The organism is Ramlibacter sp. GCM10027632 (assembly GCF_042675325.1).
In the GTDB taxonomy this organism is placed as follows: Bacteria; Pseudomonadota; Gammaproteobacteria; order Burkholderiales; family Burkholderiaceae_C; genus Ramlibacter.
This window is the reverse complement of record NZ_JBHTGW010000006.1, coordinates 104,511-117,568: the sequence shown is the minus strand read 5'-3', so window position 1 is coordinate 117,568 and position 13,058 is coordinate 104,511. Positions and strand designations below refer to the sequence as shown.

Below are 13,058 nucleotides of genomic sequence, written 5' to 3'. Positions count from 1 at the left end.
GGATCACGCGGCCTCCGGGCCGGCCTGGTTGGCGGCGGCGTCGGCAAAGCCCAGGTACTTGCTCTTCTTCAGGTGGACCAGCAGCAGCGACACGGCCGCCGGGGTCACCCCCGAAATCCGCGACGCCTGCCCCAGGGTCTCGGGGCGGTGCTTGGCCAGCTTCTGGCGGACCTCGATACTCAGCGCCGTCACCTGCATGTAGTCCAGCTCGGCCGGCAGCCGCAGGTTCTCGTAGTAGGCGGCGCGCTCGACCTCGTCCTTCTGGCGCTCGATGTAGCCGGCGTACTTGGCGCCGATCTCGATCTGCTCCACCACGGGCGCGTACAGGTCACCCAGCGTTTCACGTGAAACAGCCGGGGTCGCGTACTTGCCGCCATCCATGCCCACCAGCGACTCGTAGCCCACGCCCGGGCGGCGCAGCAGGTCGCCCAGGTTGTACTCGTGCTCGATGGCCTTGCCCAGCACCCGCTCGGACTCGGCGGCCGGCAGGATGCGCGGGTTCACCCAGGTCGCCTTCAGCCGCTCGGTTTCACGTGAAACAGCGTCACGCTTGCGGTTGAACAGGTCCCAGCGCGCATCGTCCACCAGCCCCAGTCTGCGGCCGGCCTCGGTCAGCCGCATATCGGCGTTGTCCTCGCGCAGCTGCAAGCGGAACTCGGCGCGGCTGGTGAACATCCGGTAGGGCTCGGTCACGCCCTTGGTGATCAGGTCGTCCACCAGCACGCCCAGGTAGGCCTCGTCCCGGCGCGGCACCCAGGCGCCCTCCCCCCGGCACTGCAGCGCGGCGTTGATGCCGGCGAACAGGCCCTGGGCCGCCGCCTCCTCGTAGCCGGTGGTGCCGTTGATCTGGCCGGCGAAGAACAGGCCCTGGATCTGCCGGGTCTCGAAGCTGCTCTTGAGGGAGCGCGGGTCGAAGTAGTCGTACTCGATGGCGTAGCCCGGGCGCAGGATGTGCGCGTTCTCCAGGCCCCTCATCGAGCGCACCAGCGCGTACTGGATGTCGAACGGCAGGCTGGTGGAGATGCCGTTGGGATAGACCTCGTGCGTGGTCAGGCCCTCGGGCTCCAGGAAGATCTGGTGGCTGTCCTTGTCGGCGAAGCGGTTGATCTTGTCCTCGACGCTGGGGCAGTAGCGCGGGCCCACGCCCTCGATCTTGCCGGTGAACATCGGGCTGCGGTCGAAGCCGGAGCGGATGATCTCGTGCGTGCGCTCGTTGGTGTGGGTGATCCAGCAGGGCACCTGCTTCGGGTGCATCGCGGCGTTGCCCATGAAGCTGAACACCGGCACCGGGTCCAGGTCGCCGGGCTGCTCCTCGCACCGGGACCAGTCGATGGTGCGGCCGTCCAGCCGCGGCGGCGTGCCGGTCTTGAGGCGGCCCTGGGGCAGCTTCAGCTCCTTGAGGCGTCCGGACAGCGACACCGCCGGCGGGTCGCCCGCGCGGCCGGCCGCATAGTTCTCCAGGCCGACGTGGATCTTGCCGTCGAGGAAGGTGCCGGCCGTCAGCACCACCGTCCGCGCGCGGAAGCGGATGCCGATCTGCGTGACCGCGCCCACCACCCGGTCGCCCTCGACCATCAGGTCGTCGACGGCCTGCTGGAACAGCGTGAGGTGAGGCTGGTTCTCCAGCCGGCGGCGGATGGCCGCCTTGTAAAGGATGCGGTCGGCCTGGGCGCGGGTGGCGCGCACGGCCGGGCCCTTGGAGCTGTTGAGGATGCGGAACTGGATGCCGCCCTCGTCCGTCGCGATGGCCATGGCGCCGCCCAGCGCGTCGACCTCCTTGACCAGGTGGCCCTTGCCGATGCCGCCGATCGAGGGGTTGCAGCTCATCTGCCCGAGGGTCTCGATGTTGTGGGTCAGCAGCAGGGTCTGGCAGCCCATGCGGGCAGCGGCCAGCGCGGCCTCGGTACCGGCGTGGCCGCCGCCGACGACGATGACGTCGAATTCTTGGGGATACAGCATGGTCAGATCTCGATGCATTCGGTGCGCAAGCCCACGACTTGCGCGGCGGCGGCCTGGCGGCGGTCGGCCGTCACGAACAGGTTGACCCGGGCCGCCTGGGCCGAGCCGATGTGGAGCGCGTCCATCGGGCGCAGCGGCGACAAGGCCATGGCAGCCACCGCCAGGTCCTCGACCGTCCGGGACAGCGGCTCGATCCGGTAGGCGTCGAAGTCCTCGCGCATCCGGGTGTGCACACGGCGGAATTCGGCGTCGCCGAAGGCGCCCTCCCGCCACTGCCGCGTCAGGGCCGACATCAGCTCGGTGAAGCAGTGGGCCGCGAGCACGATGGACGTGGCCCGGCCCTGGAGGGCCAGGACCTGATCCCCCCCGGCCTCGCCGGCATAGCGCTTGAACAGCGCGGAACTGTCGAACAGGACCTTCATCACCAGCCTCCGTCCCGCTCCTCGATGATCATCTCGGCGCCACCCTTGCTCGGAGGCTTGGCGTAGCGGATCGGCTCGAACGGCTGCAGGTAACTCGGCACATCCGCCGACTCCGGACGCACGGGCACCAGCTCCGCCACCGGCTTGCCGTGGCGCAGGATGCGCACACTCTCCCCCTTCTGCTCGACCAGGTCGAGCATCTCGGACACGTGCGCACGGAACTCACTCAGTGACAGGGATTGCATATGTACAAATCTCCATTTATGTACATTGTAAAACCCGTTGCCCTCGTGCCGCCCTCCACCCGTCCGATCCTGTGCTGCAATGAGGGCCATGAAGCTCCTCGTCTTCGCCGGCAGCACCCGCGCCGCCTCCTACAACCGCCAGCTCGCCCGGGCCGTGGCCGAAATGGCGCGGCCCAAGGTGGAGGGGGTGACGCTCCTGGAGCTGTCCGACTATGACCTGCCGCTCTACAACGCCGACCTGGAGGCCCACGCCCGGCCGCCGGCCCAGGTCCAGCTCAAGCAGGTGTTCTTCGACCACGCGGGCTGGATCATCTGCACGCCCGAATACAACGCCAGCTACCCGCCGCTGCTGAAGAACGTGATCGACTGGGTCACCAGCCCGGTCCAGGGCGACCCCACCTGGGGCGACGAATTCCGCGCCAGCCGCGGCAAGGTGGTGGGCATGCTGAGCGCCTCGCCCGGCGCCCTGGGCGGGCTGCGGGCGCAGAGCCACCTTGCCCCGCTGCTGCTCAACATCAAGTGCTGGGTCGCGCCGCGCAACCACGCCCTGGGCAAGGCCGCCGACGCCTTCGACGCCCAGGGCCGGCTGGTGAACGACAAGGCCCGCGCGGCCGTCGAGGCGGTGGTCGACCAGGTCATCGCGGCCGCCACCCGGCTGCAGGGGGCCTGAGCGCCATGGACTGCCGGCCGGGCTGCGGTGCCTGCTGCACCGCCCCCTCGATCACCTCGCCCCTGCCCGGCATGCCCCACGGCAAGCCGGCCGGCGTGCCCTGCGTCCAGCTGGACGCCGACCAGCGCTGCCGCATCTTCGGCCACCCCGACCGTCCCGCCTTCTGCGCCGGGCTGCAGCCCTCGGCCGAGATGTGCGGCACGACCCGGGAGCAGGCCATCACCTGGCTCACCCGCCTGGAAGCGGCGACCCGGCCCGGGAGCGGCCCGGCTCTGTTACAAACCTGACAGGCTTTTCACCAAACAACTCATCCATACGGACCGAGTCAGCATTAAGGTTGCATGGCTGCGACAGCGGCATCCAAGAAGGAGAACGGCAACCATGAATTCCCTCAAGACCCTCACCGGCCTGGCCCTGGCCCTCACGCTCGCCGCCTGCGGCGGCGGCGGCGGCGGCGGCGGGCCCGGCACCGGCACGCTGAATGTCGGCGTGACCGACGCCCCGGTCGACGACGCCACCGCCGTGGTGGTGCAGTTCGATGGCGTGGCCATCAAGCGCGCCGGCGACAACGAACAGGTCATCAACTTCAGCACGCCCCGCACCATCGACCTGCTGGCGCTGCAGGGCGGCAACGCCGCGGCCCTGCTGCAGGGCGCGACCGTCACCGCCGGCCAGTACGAGTGGATGCGCCTGCTGGTCAACGCCACCGGCAACGACCTCGCCTCGTACCTGGAGCAGACCGATGGCACGAAGGTGCCCCTGCGCGTGCCCAGCGGCTCGCAGTCCGGCCTGAAGCTGGTCAGCGGCTTCACCGTGCCCAATGGCGGCACCTCCACCTTCACCATCGACTTCGACCTGCGCAAGTCGATCACCCATCCGCAGTCCGCCGGCAGCCCGTACTTCCTGAAGCCGGCGCTGCGCATCGTGGACAACACGCAGGTCGGCACCGTCTCCGGCACCGTGGGCACCGCCTTCCTGCAGGACGCCAGCTGCCCGGCCACCGGCGCGGTCCGCGTGATCTACGTCTACGCCGGCGCAGGCGCCACGCCCGACGACGTCGGCGGCACCGGCACCCAGCCGGTCACCTCGGCGAACGTGGTCACCACCAACGGCGTGGCCAGCTACACCGCGGCCTTCCTGCCGGCCGGCAGCTACACGCTGGCCTACACCTGCCAGGCGGGCACCGACAACCCCGAGGCGAACGACACGCTGGTCTTCCTCGGCACGCGCACCGTGACCGTGACGGCCAACACCACCACGACCTCGAACTTCTGAGGACGGCGCGGGGCTTCCCGCACGTGGATAGGATCAGGGGTCTTCCACCCCTGACCCTTCCTCCACGCCATGAAGCTGTACTACTCCACCGGTTCCTGCTCGCTCTCGCCCCACATCGTCCTGCGCGAGGCGGGCCTGCCCTTCGAACTGGTGCTGGCGCCCACCAAGACGCACAAGCTGCCCGACGGCAGCAGCTACTACGCCATCAACCCCCTGGGCTACGTGCCCCTGCTGGAGCTCGACGACGGCACCCGCCTGCGCGAAGGCCCGGCGATCGTGCAGTACATCGCCGACCAGGTCCCGCAGAAGAACCTCGCCCCCGCCAACGGCACCCTGCCCCGCTACCGCGTGCAGGAGTGGCTGACCTTCATCAGCACCGAGCTGCACAAGGGCTTCGGGCCGCTGTTCAACGCCGCGGTGCCCGAAGAGGCCAAGGGCGTGTTCCGCGACAAGCTGATCAACCGCCTGCTGTGGGTCGACAGCGAGCTCGCCGGCAAGCAGTACCTCATGGGCGACACCTTCAGCGTCGCCGATGCCTACCTCTACACCGTGAGCCGCTGGGCCGCCGTGATGAAGATCGACCTGTCGGGCATGACGAACCTGATCGCCTTCCAGGAGCGCATGCGGGCCCGCCCCGCAGTCCAGGAAGCCCTGGCCGCCGAAGGCCTGAAGTAACCCCCCCGACCGGATGACGACCCTTTTCGACCCCGCCCGCGCGGGTGACCTCGCGCTGCGCAATCGCATCGTGATGGCGCCCCTGACCCGCAACCGCGCCCCCGGCGCCGTGCCCACGCCGCTGATGGCGACCTACTACGCCCAGCGCGCCAGCGCCGGCCTGATCATTTCCGAGGCAACGCCCGTCAGCCACCAGGGCCAGGGCTATGCCGACGTGCCCGGCTTGTACACGCCGGAACAGGTCGCCGCCTGGAAGCCGGTGACGGACGCCGTCCACGCCCGCGGCGGCCGCATGGTGGTGCAGCTGTGGCACGTGGGCCGCGTCTCCCACACCTCGCTGCAGCCCGGCGGCGCCGCGCCGGTCGCGCCCTCGGCCCTCACCGCCCGGACCAAGACCTACCTGATCGAGAACGGCCAGGGCCGCTTCGAGGACACCTCCGCGCCGCGCGCGCTCGAGGCGGCCGAGCTGCCCGGCATCGTCGACGACTACCGCCACGCCGCGCAGGCCGCCGTCACCGGCGCCGGCTTCGACGGGGTGGAGGTGCATGCCGCCAACGGCTACCTGCTGGACCAGTTCCTCAAGACCGGCAGCAACCAGCGCACCGACGCCTTCGGTGGCTGCGTCGAGAACCGCGCCCGCTTCCCGCTGGAGGTGGTGCGCGCGATCGTGGCCGAGGTCGGCGGCGGCCGCACCGGCATCCGGCTGTCGCCGGTGACGCCGGCCAACGACGTGGTCGACGCCGACCCCCAGCCGTTGTTCGAGTACCTGGTGCGCCAGCTCGCGCCGCTGGGCCTGGCCTATGTGCACGTGATCGAGGGCGCCACCGGCGGCCCGCGCGAGGTCGAGGGGCGCCCCTTCGACTACGAGGCGCTGCGCCGCGCCTACCGCGAGGCCGGCGGCACCGGCGCCTGGATGGTGAACAACGGCTATGACGCCGCCCTCGCCGACCGCGCCCTCGCACGGGGCGCCGACCTGGTGGCCTTCGGCCGGCCCTTCATCGCCAACCCCGACCTGGTGGAGCGGCTGCAGCGCGGCGCGCCGTGGAACGAGGGAGACCGCAGCACCTTCTACGGCGGCGGCGAGAAGGGCTACACCGACTACCCGACGCTCGCCGGGTAAGCCGCCTGCGCAGGCTCAGCGCCCCAGCCCGGCGAGCAGCTCGGGCTGGACGATCTCGATCCAGTAGCCGTCCGGGTCCTTGATGAAGGCCACGTCACGCAGCTTGCCCTGCTCGGGGCGCTTGACGTAGGCCACACCCTGCTCGTCGAACCACGCCACTGCCGCCGCGAGGTCCGGCACCGAGAAGCAGATGTGGCCAAAGCCCTGGGGCTGGGCGTTGCCGTCGTGGTACTTGAAGCCGGGGTCGGACTCGGTGCCCCAGTTGTGCGTGAGCTCCAGCAGCCCGCGCTGGCGGAAGGTCCACACGGTGCGCTCGCCGACCTCCTCGGGGATGGCCTCGCCGTCGTCGACGCGGGCCAGGAAGTACAGGCTGAACTTCATCTCGGGGAAGTCGAGCTTGCGCAGCAGGCGCATGCCCATCACGCCGGTGTAGAAGGCCAGCGAGACCGCCGGGTCCTTCACGCGCAGCATGGAATGGTTCAGCGTGAAGCCGCGGCTGGCCGCGGGGCGCGCGGCGCTCACGCCGGGCTGTTGTTCAGTGTCGAAGGCCATGGAAGCAGGTCGCGAAAAAAGGCGCGCAGTCTACCTGCGCGGGCCCTTCCCGGTCAGTCCGGGGTCTTGACCAGGATGCGGGCGAACAGGCGCTCGTAGCCCGGCTGCGGCCCGCCCGCGGCCAGCGGGTCGGTGTGGCCGCGGAAGGCGGCGTCGAGCTCGGCGACCACCTCACGCGGCAGCTCGCGTTCGGCCACCGGCAGCAGCTGCACCTCCTCCACCCGCATGTGGTCCAGGTAGAAGCGCAGGTAGGTCTGCGCCGCCTGCTCGAAGGCCTCGCGCCGCGGCTCGCCGAGCAGCTCCCAGGCGAGCAGCAGGTGCTGCAGCTCGCGCACGCGGCCCTCGCCCTGCAGGTGGTCGGTCTCGAGACGGCGGATCACCGGCATCAGCTCGGGCAGGTGCCGCACGATCTTCGGGAACAGCAGGTCCGACTCCTTCGGGTGGTGCCGGCGCTCGGGAAACTCGTCGATGTAGAACAGCATCGCGCGCAGCCGGTCGAAGAAGTCCTCGGGCGCATCGCCCGGGCCGCGCTCGATCAGCCGCGCCATCGCCCGCAGCACCGCCGACACCGCGGCGTGCTCGTCGCGAATGATCTGGAAGGCGGTCTGTGCGGGAGGCATGGCGCGCAGCTTCCCACGCGCGCTGCGAACCTTCGTTGACCCAGGTCAACGCCCTGCGGGCCTGGAGGCCGCGAGCGCGCACGGCGCGCCCCGGCAGGCCGTGCGTGCGGCCGGTTCGTTCACGGCGTCTCGCGCCAGCGGCGCAGCGTCAGCGCGTTGGCCATCACGCTCACGCTGGACAGCGCCATCGCCGCGCCCGCCACCACCGGGCTCAGGAAGCCCAGCGCCGCCAGCGGGATGCCGGCCACGTTGTAGGCGAAGGCCCAGAACAGGTTCTGGCGGATCTTGCGCACCGTGCGGCCCGAGATGTCGAGCGCGCCCGCCACCAGGCGCACGTCACCGCGCATCAGCGTGATGCCGGCGGCGTGCATGGCCACGTCGGTGCCGGTGGCCATGGCCAGGCCCACGTCGGCGGCGGCCAGCGCGGGCGCGTCGTTCACGCCGTCGCCCACCATCGCCACCACATGCCGCTCCTCGTGCCCGCCCCCGCGCAGCGCCGCGACGCGGGCGGCCTTGTCGCCGGGCAGCACCTCGGCCATCACCTCGTCCGCGGCGAGGCCGAGGCGGCGGCCCATCGCGAGCGCCGCGGCGCGGTTGTCGCCGGAGATCATCACCAGCCGCAGCCCGCGCGCGCGCAGCGCCGCCAGCGCCTCCTTCGCCTCCGGCTTGGGCTCGTCGGCAAAGGCCATGAGGGCGCGCGGCGCCAGGCCGGCGGTGGTGCGCTCCAGCATCACCGACACCGTGGCGCCGTCCTGCTGCAGGCCCTGCAGCGCTGCGTCCAGCGCGGACAGGTCCACGCCCAGCTCCTGCATCCAGCGCACGCTGCCGATGAGGAAGCTGCGCACGCCGACCTCGCCCTCGGTGCCGCGGCCGGCCACCGCGCGCACGCCCGCGGGCGCCGGCACGGCCAGGCCGCGCTCGCGCGCCGCGGCCACCACGGCACGCGCCAGCGGGTGCTCGCTGCCCCCCTGCAGGCTGGCCGCGGCGGTGAGCGCCTCGGCCTCGTCGCAGCCCGGCGCGGGCACGAAGGCCACCAGGCGCGGGCGGCCCACGGTCAGCGTGCCGGTCTTGTCGAAGGCCACGGTGTCGACGCGGTGCGCCAGCTCCAGCGCCTGCGCGTCCTTGATCAGGATGCCGTGGCGCGCGGCCACGCCGGTGCCGGCCATGATCGCCGCCGGCGTGGCCAGTCCCAGGGCGCAGGGGCAGGCGATCACCATCACCGCCACCGCATGGATCAGGGCGGCCTCCAGGCCGCCACCGGCCAGCAGCCAGCCGCCCAGCGTGAGGAAGGCGACCCCGATCACCACCGGCACGAACACCGCCGAGACCTGGTCCACCAGCCGCTGGATCGGGGCCTTGGCGGCCTGAGCGTCCTCCACCAGCCGGATGATCTTGGCCAGCACCGTCTCCTGGCCCACCGCGTCGGCGCGCATCACGAAGCGGCCCTCGGCGTTGATGCTGCCGCCGGTCACGCGCGCGCCGGCGGCCTTGGCCACGGGCAGGGGCTCGCCGGTGAGCATGGACTCGTCCACATGGGTCTCCCCCTCCTCGATCGCGCCGTCGGCCGGCACGCGCTCGCCGGGGCGCACCACCAGTCGGTCGCCGGCCAGCACCTCGGCCAGCGGCAGGTCGGCCTCGCTGCCGTCACGCTGGACCACGTGCGCCACCTCGGGCCGCAGCGCCTGCAGCGCGCGGATCGCGGCGGTGGTCTGGCGCTTGGCGCGCGCCTCCAGCCACTTGCCCAGGAGCACCAGGGCCACCACCACCGCCGAGGCCTCGAAGTACAGGTGCTGCGAGCCGGCGGCCAGCCACATCCACATCGACAGGCCCCAGCCCGCCGAGGTGCCCAGGGCGACCAGCAGGTCCATGTTGCCGCTGCCCGCGCGCAGCGCGTGCCAGCCGGCCACGTAGAAGCGCGCGCCGAGCCAGAACTGCACCGGCGTGGCCAGCGCGAACTGCAGCCAGGCCGGCAGCATCCAGTGGCGGCCCGCCAGGTCGGCGAACATGGGCAGCACCAGCGGCAGCGACAGCGCCAGCGCCAGGCCCACCGGCGCGAAGCCGGCCCAGGGCGAGGCCTCGTCGGCCAGCGCCGCCTCGGGCGAGCGCGGCTCGTAGCCGGCATTGCGCACGGCGCGCCGGATCTGCGCCTCCATGTCGGGGCCGGGCGCGTAGGTCACGCGCGCCGACTCGGTGGCCAGGTTGACGCTGGCCTCCTGAACGCCGGGCAGCTTGCGCAGGGCGCGCTCGACGCGGCCGACGCAGGAGGCGCAGGTCATGCCGCCCACGCCGAGGTCGAGCGTGGCGGGGGAATCGGGCAGGGAGGTGGTGGCGGTCATGGTGGTCAGCTTGAACCTTGCCATCATGGAAAGGTCAAGGGTTGACCTTTGTCAAGCACGGGGCTTGACCTTCCCACTGTGGGAAGGATCATCCTCCACACCATTCAGGCATCTTCCAGGAGCAACATGATGAACCAGACTTTCCAGGTCCAGGGCATGACCTGCGGCCACTGCGAGCGCGCGGTGACGCAGGCGGTCAAGGCGGTGGACCCGGCCGCCGAGGTGAAGATCGACCGCCCCGCCGGCAAGGTCGACGTGCAGACCGAGAAGCCCCGCGAGGCGATCGCCCAGGCCATCGCCGAAGAGGGCTACGCCGTCCAATGAACATCGGCGAGGCGGCCCGCCTCTCGGGCGTGTCCGCGAAGATGGTGCGGCACTACGAGGCGCTCGGCCTGCTGCCCGCGGTGGCACGCAGCGACAGCGGCTACCGGCTGTACGGCGAGGCCGAGGTCCACACGCTGCGCTTCATCAAGCGCGCCCGCGAGCTCGGCTTCTCGATGGACGAGATCGCCGAGCTGGTGGGCCTGTGGCGCAACCGCCGACGGGCCAGCGCCAGCGTGCGCCGCATCGCGCAGAAGCACGCCGACGACCTCGCCGCCCGCATCGAGGCGCTGCAGTCCATGCAGCGCACGCTGCAGACCCTGATCACCTGCTGCCAGGGCGACGACCGCCCCGACTGCCCCATCCTCGACGACCTGTCGGGGCTCCCCGCCCCCTGTTCCCACCACGAGAAGGAGTGAACCATGAACCGCAACGTCGGCGGCATCGACCGCATCCTGCGCATCGTCATCGGCCTGGGGCTCGTCGCCGCAGCGGCCACCGGGGCCATCGGCGCCTGGGGCTGGCTGGGCCTGCTGCCCCTGGCCACCGGCCTCGTCGGCTGGTGCCCGCCCTACGGCCTCCTGGGCATCAACACCTGCAAGACCCGCCCCGAGTAGGGAGAGTGCCGGCGCGGCCGGCGGGCACGGGACGAATGGTGGTGAAATCCACCTCACCATGAACACCGTCACCCAACCCCGCCACGTCGAGCGCCTCGTGGCCGGCCAGGCCACCCAGGATGGCGCGGGCGTCAAGCTCACGCGCGTGCTCACGCAGGACCTGCAGCTGCGGCTCGACCCGTTCCTGATGCTGGACAACTTCGCCAGCGACGACCCCGACGACTACGGCGCGGGCTTCCCCGACCATCCCCACCGCGGCTTCGAGACCGTGACCTACATGATCGCGGGCCGCATGCGCCACCGGGACAGCGCGGGCCACGAGGGCCTGCTGCAGAACGGCGGCGTGCAGTGGATGACGGCCGGCCGCGGCCTCGTGCACAGCGAGATGCCCGAGCAGGAGCACGGCGTGATGGAGGGCTTCCAGCTGTGGCTGAACCTCCCCGGCAAGGACAAGCTGTGCGACCCCTGGTACCGCGACATCCAGGCGCCCGAGGTGCCCGGCTTCGCCACCGCCGAGGGCGTGCAGGTGCGCGTGATCGCCGGCGAGAGCCACGGCACCACCGGCGCGGTGCAGCGCGCCCACACGGAGCCGCTGTACCTGGACCTGCAGTTCCCCGCCACCCCCGGCCTGTCCTTCGCGCAGCCGCTGCCGGCGGGCCACAACGCCTTCGCCTACGTCTACCGCGGCGCCCTGGAGGTCGGGGGCACCGCGGTGCCGCTGCACCGCATGGCCATCCTCGCCAACGAGGGCGACGGCGTGGTGCTGCGCGCCACCGAGCCGGGCACCCGCGCGCTGCTGATCGCGGGCCGCCCGCTGCGCGAGCCGATCGCGCAGTACGGCCCCTTCGTGATGAACACGCGCGACGAGTTGATCCAGGCCGTCGAGGATTTCCGCAACGGCCGCCTGGGCTGAGGCGGGAGCCGGCGCGCCCCGGGCGGGCTCGGCGGGACGGGCCGGCGCAGCGGATTTACACAGCCGCAACACGCGGCCCATCGTGGCTTCACGGACGGCGCGCACAGTCGCTCCATCACAGTCCCGAAGGAGCTTCCGATGAAACACCTGCGTACCCCCCTGGCCCTCGCCGCCCTGCTCGCCGCCCTCGCGGCGCACGCCCAGGCGCCCGCCGGCAACCCGCCCCCGATGCCCCTGCACGGCGCCTCCGGCATGCCCGGCCCCGGCGGCATGCACGGCGCGATGCGGGACCCGGCCCGCCTGCAGCAGCGGCACGAGCAGCGCCTGGCCACCCTCAAGCAGTCGCTGCAGCTGGCCCCGGCCCAGGAAGGCGCCTGGAATGAGTTCGCCAGCGCCATGCGCCCGCCGCAGAACCCGCCCGCGCGCCCCGACCGCGACGCCCTGGCCCAGCTGACCACGCCCGAGCGCATCGAGCGCATGAAGACCGTGCGCCAGCAGCGCCAGGCCGAGATGGACCGCCGCGCCCAGGCCACGCTGGCCTTCTACGGCGCGCTGAACGCCGACCAGAAGAAGCGCTTCGACGAGCAGACCGCGCGGGCCTTCATGGGCCATCGCGGCGAGGGCCACGGCCCCGGCCACCACCACGGCGGCCACCACCACCCCCGCGGCTGACCCCGCGGCCCGGCGAGGCCCGCCGGCTCAGAACGCTGCCGTCCAGCGCAGCACGAGCCGGTCCTCGCCCGGGTTGGGCTTGCGCAGGCCCGCGTTCGACACGTGGGCATAGCGCAGGCTCAGCGTCTGCCCCGGCGCGAGCTGCCAGCCGATGGCGACGACATCCTCGAAATTCCAGCGCGAACGCGTGAACGGCGAGCGCGCCCCGCTGCGGCGGTCATGCACCGCCAGCCCGATCCCCGCCTCCACGAACCAGCCCGCGGCCGGCGACGGCGTCCAGCGCAGCACCGGCAGCAGCGTGAGCTGCGTGGACTGTCCCTGCACCTGCGACGACGCGGCCGACCACCAGCGGCTCAGCGCCACCTCGGTGGCGCCGCGCAGGCCGCGCGGCGTGCGCACCGCCGTCCACTCCCGGCGCAGGCCCACGCCCGCCACCCGCGCCTGCCGGCCGGTGCGCCCGGCCTCGAGATACCAGGCCAGGGGCGCGGCATCGGCGGCGGCCAGGGGGGGTGGGGGAGCCGGGGCATCCATGCGGCCACGCTAGCGCGCGCCGCGCCACCGCGTGGCAGACCGCGCCGTCGATTCGCGGGCGCGGCGTCCTACAGCCAGCGCCGGGCACGCTCCCTACAACCGGCACGTGCACCGCGACGATCCGTTTCCC

Annotated in this window: 17 protein-coding genes; 10 read left to right on the top strand and 7 right to left on the bottom strand. The window is 72.1% G+C overall.

From position 1 onward, the window contains the following. Nucleotides 1-3: 3 nt before the first annotated feature. From mnmG to ACFQZY_RS10975, 3 genes are read right to left on the bottom strand one after another with little or no spacing between them, the layout of a single operon-like run. Nucleotides 4-1,959, bottom strand: coding sequence for a tRNA uridine-5-carboxymethylaminomethyl(34) synthesis enzyme MnmG (gene mnmG / locus ACFQZY_RS10985; RefSeq protein ID WP_377415671.1), 1,956 nt, complete (start codon nt 1,957-1,959; stop codon nt 4-6). Between the two features lie 2 nt (nt 1,960-1,961). Continuing rightward, on the bottom strand, nt 1,962-2,381 hold the full coding sequence (locus tag ACFQZY_RS10980; RefSeq protein WP_377415670.1) for a type II toxin-antitoxin system VapC family toxin: 420 nt from the start codon (nt 2,379-2,381) through the stop codon (nt 1,962-1,964). Then, on the bottom strand, nt 2,381-2,581 hold the full coding sequence (locus ACFQZY_RS10975; protein WP_377415669.1) for a type II toxin-antitoxin system Phd/YefM family antitoxin: 201 nt from the start codon (nt 2,579-2,581) through the stop codon (nt 2,381-2,383). The genes ACFQZY_RS10980 and ACFQZY_RS10975 overlap by 1 nt, the downstream gene beginning before the upstream one ends. 124 nt (nt 2,582-2,705) lie before the next feature. Here ACFQZY_RS10975 and ACFQZY_RS10970 point away from each other — a divergent pair, with 124 nt between their 5' ends. The 5 genes from ACFQZY_RS10970 (at nt 2,706) to ACFQZY_RS10950 (ending at nt 6,366) form a co-directional block, all read left to right on the top strand. Beyond that, complete coding sequence (locus ACFQZY_RS10970; protein WP_377415668.1) at nt 2,706-3,296, top strand: NADPH-dependent FMN reductase; 591 nt, start codon at nt 2,706-2,708, stop codon at nt 3,294-3,296. A gap of 5 nt (nt 3,297-3,301) precedes the next feature. Beyond that, on the top strand, nt 3,302-3,583 hold the full coding sequence (locus tag ACFQZY_RS10965; RefSeq protein WP_377415667.1) for a YkgJ family cysteine cluster protein: 282 nt from the start codon (nt 3,302-3,304) through the stop codon (nt 3,581-3,583). A 94-nt stretch (nt 3,584-3,677) separates the two neighbouring features. Further along, nucleotides 3,678-4,571 carry a DUF4382 domain-containing protein gene (locus ACFQZY_RS10960; protein ID WP_377415666.1) on the top strand — a complete coding sequence of 298 codons (894 nt, stop codon included), beginning with the start codon at nt 3,678-3,680 and terminating at the stop codon, nt 4,569-4,571. A gap of 69 nt (nt 4,572-4,640) precedes the next feature. After that, nucleotides 4,641-5,246 (top strand): glutathione transferase GstA, encoded by a 606-nt coding sequence (gene gstA / locus ACFQZY_RS10955; protein WP_377415665.1) that lies wholly within the window; start codon nt 4,641-4,643, stop codon nt 5,244-5,246. Nucleotides 5,247-5,259: 13 nt separating this feature from the next. Then, nucleotides 5,260-6,366 carry an alkene reductase gene (locus tag ACFQZY_RS10950; RefSeq protein WP_377415664.1) on the top strand — a complete coding sequence of 369 codons (1,107 nt, stop codon included), beginning with the start codon at nt 5,260-5,262 and terminating at the stop codon, nt 6,364-6,366. Nucleotides 6,367-6,381: 15 nt separating this feature from the next. Here ACFQZY_RS10950 and gloA read toward each other — a convergent pair whose 3' ends face one another. The 3 genes from gloA to ACFQZY_RS10935 all read right to left on the bottom strand — a co-directional run bounded on the left by gloA (nt 6,382) and on the right by ACFQZY_RS10935 (nt 9,901). Beyond that, a complete protein-coding gene (gene gloA, locus ACFQZY_RS10945; protein WP_377415663.1) occupies nt 6,382-6,918 on the bottom strand; it encodes a lactoylglutathione lyase in 537 nt (178 codons plus the stop codon). 53 nt (nt 6,919-6,971) lie between these two features. Then, nucleotides 6,972-7,538, bottom strand: coding sequence for a hemerythrin domain-containing protein (locus tag ACFQZY_RS10940; RefSeq protein WP_377415662.1), 567 nt, complete (start codon nt 7,536-7,538; stop codon nt 6,972-6,974). 119 nt (nt 7,539-7,657) lie between these two features. Beyond that, nucleotides 7,658-9,901, bottom strand: a complete 2,244-nt coding sequence (locus ACFQZY_RS10935) for a heavy metal translocating P-type ATPase (RefSeq protein ID WP_377415661.1) — start codon at nt 9,899-9,901, stop codon at nt 7,658-7,660. 102 nt (nt 9,902-10,003) lie between these two features. On the opposite strand from ACFQZY_RS10935, the gene ACFQZY_RS10930 reads away from it, so the two are divergent. The 5 genes from ACFQZY_RS10930 (at nt 10,004) to ACFQZY_RS10910 (ending at nt 12,397) form a co-directional block, all read left to right on the top strand. Further along, nucleotides 10,004-10,198, top strand: coding sequence for a heavy-metal-associated domain-containing protein (locus ACFQZY_RS10930; protein WP_377415660.1), 195 nt, complete (start codon nt 10,004-10,006; stop codon nt 10,196-10,198). Continuing rightward, nucleotides 10,195-10,614 carry a Cu(I)-responsive transcriptional regulator gene (gene cueR / locus ACFQZY_RS10925; RefSeq protein ID WP_377415659.1) on the top strand — a complete coding sequence of 140 codons (420 nt, stop codon included), beginning with the start codon at nt 10,195-10,197 and terminating at the stop codon, nt 10,612-10,614. Before ACFQZY_RS10930 ends, cueR begins: the two co-directional genes overlap by 4 nt. 3 nt (nt 10,615-10,617) lie before the next feature. Next, nucleotides 10,618-10,812, top strand: a complete 195-nt coding sequence (locus tag ACFQZY_RS10920) for a DUF2892 domain-containing protein (protein WP_377415658.1) — start codon at nt 10,618-10,620, stop codon at nt 10,810-10,812. Nucleotides 10,813-10,870: 58 nt separating this feature from the next. Then, nucleotides 10,871-11,725 (top strand): pirin family protein, encoded by an 855-nt coding sequence (locus ACFQZY_RS10915; RefSeq protein WP_377415657.1) that lies wholly within the window; start codon nt 10,871-10,873, stop codon nt 11,723-11,725. A 138-nt stretch (nt 11,726-11,863) separates the two neighbouring features. Next, nucleotides 11,864-12,397, top strand: a complete 534-nt coding sequence (locus ACFQZY_RS10910; RefSeq protein WP_377415656.1) for a Spy/CpxP family protein refolding chaperone — start codon at nt 11,864-11,866, stop codon at nt 12,395-12,397. A 27-nt stretch (nt 12,398-12,424) separates the two neighbouring features. Here ACFQZY_RS10910 and ACFQZY_RS10905 read toward each other — a convergent pair whose 3' ends face one another. Continuing rightward, nucleotides 12,425-12,928 (bottom strand): acyloxyacyl hydrolase, encoded by a 504-nt coding sequence (locus tag ACFQZY_RS10905; RefSeq protein WP_377415655.1) that lies wholly within the window; start codon nt 12,926-12,928, stop codon nt 12,425-12,427. Between the last annotated feature and the right edge of the window lie 130 nt (nt 12,929-13,058).

Bases quoted from the DNA above. Each gene is read 5' to 3' on its own strand.
- ACFQZY_RS10965 (WP_377415667.1), top strand. From the start codon at position 3,302: ATGGACTGCCGGCCGGGCTGCGGTGCCTGCTGCACCGCCCCCTCGATC.
- ACFQZY_RS10920 (WP_377415658.1), top strand. From the start codon at position 10,618: ATGAACCGCAACGTCGGCGGCATCGACCGCATCCTGCGCATCGTCATC.
- ACFQZY_RS10950 (WP_377415664.1), top strand. From the start codon at position 5,260: ATGACGACCCTTTTCGACCCCGCCCGCGCGGGTGACCTCGCGCTGCGC.
- ACFQZY_RS10910 (WP_377415656.1), top strand. From the start codon at position 11,864: ATGAAACACCTGCGTACCCCCCTGGCCCTCGCCGCCCTGCTCGCCGCC.
- gstA (WP_377415665.1), top strand. From the start codon at position 4,641: ATGAAGCTGTACTACTCCACCGGTTCCTGCTCGCTCTCGCCCCACATC.
- mnmG (WP_377415671.1), bottom strand. From the start codon at position 1,959: ATGCTGTATCCCCAAGAATTCGACGTCATCGTCGTCGGCGGCGGCCAC.
- ACFQZY_RS10960 (WP_377415666.1), top strand. From the start codon at position 3,678: ATGAATTCCCTCAAGACCCTCACCGGCCTGGCCCTGGCCCTCACGCTC.
- cueR (WP_377415659.1), top strand. From the start codon at position 10,195: ATGAACATCGGCGAGGCGGCCCGCCTCTCGGGCGTGTCCGCGAAGATG.
- ACFQZY_RS10905 (WP_377415655.1), bottom strand. From the start codon at position 12,928: ATGGATGCCCCGGCTCCCCCACCCCCCCTGGCCGCCGCCGATGCCGCG.
- ACFQZY_RS10935 (WP_377415661.1), bottom strand. From the start codon at position 9,901: ATGATGGCAAGGTTCAAGCTGACCACCATGACCGCCACCACCTCCCTG.
- ACFQZY_RS10940 (WP_377415662.1), bottom strand. From the start codon at position 7,538: ATGCCTCCCGCACAGACCGCCTTCCAGATCATTCGCGACGAGCACGCC.
- ACFQZY_RS10970 (WP_377415668.1), top strand. From the start codon at position 2,706: ATGAGGGCCATGAAGCTCCTCGTCTTCGCCGGCAGCACCCGCGCCGCC.
- gloA (WP_377415663.1), bottom strand. From the start codon at position 6,918: ATGGCCTTCGACACTGAACAACAGCCCGGCGTGAGCGCCGCGCGCCCC.
- ACFQZY_RS10915 (WP_377415657.1), top strand. From the start codon at position 10,871: ATGAACACCGTCACCCAACCCCGCCACGTCGAGCGCCTCGTGGCCGGC.
- ACFQZY_RS10930 (WP_377415660.1), top strand. From the start codon at position 10,004: ATGAACCAGACTTTCCAGGTCCAGGGCATGACCTGCGGCCACTGCGAG.
- ACFQZY_RS10980 (WP_377415670.1), bottom strand. From the start codon at position 2,381: ATGAAGGTCCTGTTCGACAGTTCCGCGCTGTTCAAGCGCTATGCCGGC.
- ACFQZY_RS10975 (WP_377415669.1), bottom strand. From the start codon at position 2,581: ATGCTCGACCTGGTCGAGCAGAAGGGGGAGAGTGTGCGCATCCTGCGC.